2 protein-coding genes are annotated in these 1,543 nt (G+C 70.2%); both read left to right on the forward strand.

Annotation, left to right across the window (positions count from 1 at the left end; all coding sequences use genetic code 11):
* Positions 1–474, forward strand: a 474-nt coding sequence (locus ACIGFK_RS42475; protein WP_400056162.1) for a cobalamin B12-binding domain-containing protein, incomplete at its 5' end; no start/stop codon positions are given.
* The coding region (locus ACIGFK_RS42480; protein WP_400056164.1) for a methylmalonyl-CoA mutase family protein at positions 471–1,543 on the forward strand (1,073 nt) is incomplete at its 3' end. The genes ACIGFK_RS42475 and ACIGFK_RS42480, both read left to right, overlap by 4 nt.

Raw genomic sequence — 1,543 nt, forward strand, 5'->3', positions numbered from 1 at the left:
CCCGCGGCCCCCTCCGGCGGCCTGCCCCGCGTCCGCCGCGACGAGGCGTACGAGGCACTGCGCGCCCGCAGCGACGCCCACCTCGCAGCCACCGGAAACCGTCCACGGATCTTCCTCGCCGCACTCGGGCCCGCCGCCGCGCACACCGCCCGCGCCACCTTCGCCGCCAACCTCTTCCAGGCCGGCGGCATCGAACCCGTCCACGACCCCGTGTCCGTGGACGCGGGGACGGCCGGCACGGCCTACGCCGCCTCGGGCGCGGACGGCATCGCCGTGCTGTGCTCCAGCGACGCGCTGTACGAGGAGCAGGCCGAGGCGGTCGCCGACGCGCTGCGCGCGGCCGGTGCCTCGACGGTGTTCCTGGCCGGCCGGCCCGGCACCGCGGGATCCTCCGTGGACGAGTACGTCTTCGCCGGCTGTGACGCCGTCGCCGTGCTGTCCTCCGTACTCGACCGGATGGGAGTGCAGGCATGAGCATCCCCGATTTCTCCGAGCTCGCGCTCGGCCCCGCCGCCTCCGGCGGCGTCACCGAGGAGCAGTGGCGCGCCTCGGTGAAGGAGTCCACCGGGACGGCCCCCGCCGATCTCCTGTGGGAGACCCCGGAGGGCATCGGCGTCAAGCCGCTCTACACCGGCCGGGACCTCGAGGGCCTGGACTTCCTGGGCACCTACCCGGGCGTGGCCCCGTACCTGCGCGGCCCCTACCCGACCATGTACGTCAACCAGCCCTGGACGATCCGGCAGTACGCCGGTTTCTCCACGGCCGAGGAGTCCAACGCCTTCTACCGCCGCAACCTCGCCGCAGGCCAGAAGGGCCTCTCCGTCGCCTTCGACCTGCCCACCCACCGCGGCTACGACAGCGACCACCCCCGCGTCACCGGCGACGTCGGCATGGCGGGCGTGGCCATCGACTCCATCTACGACATGCGGCAACTGTTCGACGGGATCCCGCTGGACAAGATGTCCGTGTCGATGACGATGAACGGCGCGGTCCTCCCGGTCCTCGCCCTCTACATCGTGGCCGCGGAGGAACAGGGCGTCTCGCCGGACAAGCTCGCGGGGACCATCCAGAACGACATCCTCAAAGAGTTCATGGTCCGCAACACCTACATCTACCCGCCCACGCCCTCGATGCGGATCATCTCCGACATCTTCGCGTTCACCTCGCAGAAGATGCCCCGCTACAACTCGATCTCCATCTCCGGCTACCACATCCAGGAAGCCGGAGCCACCGCCGACCTGGAACTGGCCTACACCCTCGCCGACGGCGTCGAATACCTCCGCGCCGGACAGGCCGTCGGCCTCGACGTCGACGCCTTCGCACCCCGCCTCTCCTTCTTCTGGGCGATCGGCATGAACTTCTTCATGGAGGTCGCCAAGCTCCGCGCCGCCCGCCTGCTGTGGGCGAAGCTCGTGAAGCAGTTCGACCCCAAGAACGCCAAGTCCCTGTCCCTGCGCACCCATTCGCAGACCTCGGGCTGGTCGCTGACCGCGCAGGACGTCTTCAACAACGTCACCCGCACCTGCATCGAGGCCATGGCCGC

The sequence above is a fragment of the Streptomyces sp. NPDC085524 genome, assembly GCF_044541755.1.
Taxonomy (GTDB): Bacteria; Actinomycetota; Actinomycetes; order Streptomycetales; family Streptomycetaceae; genus Streptomyces.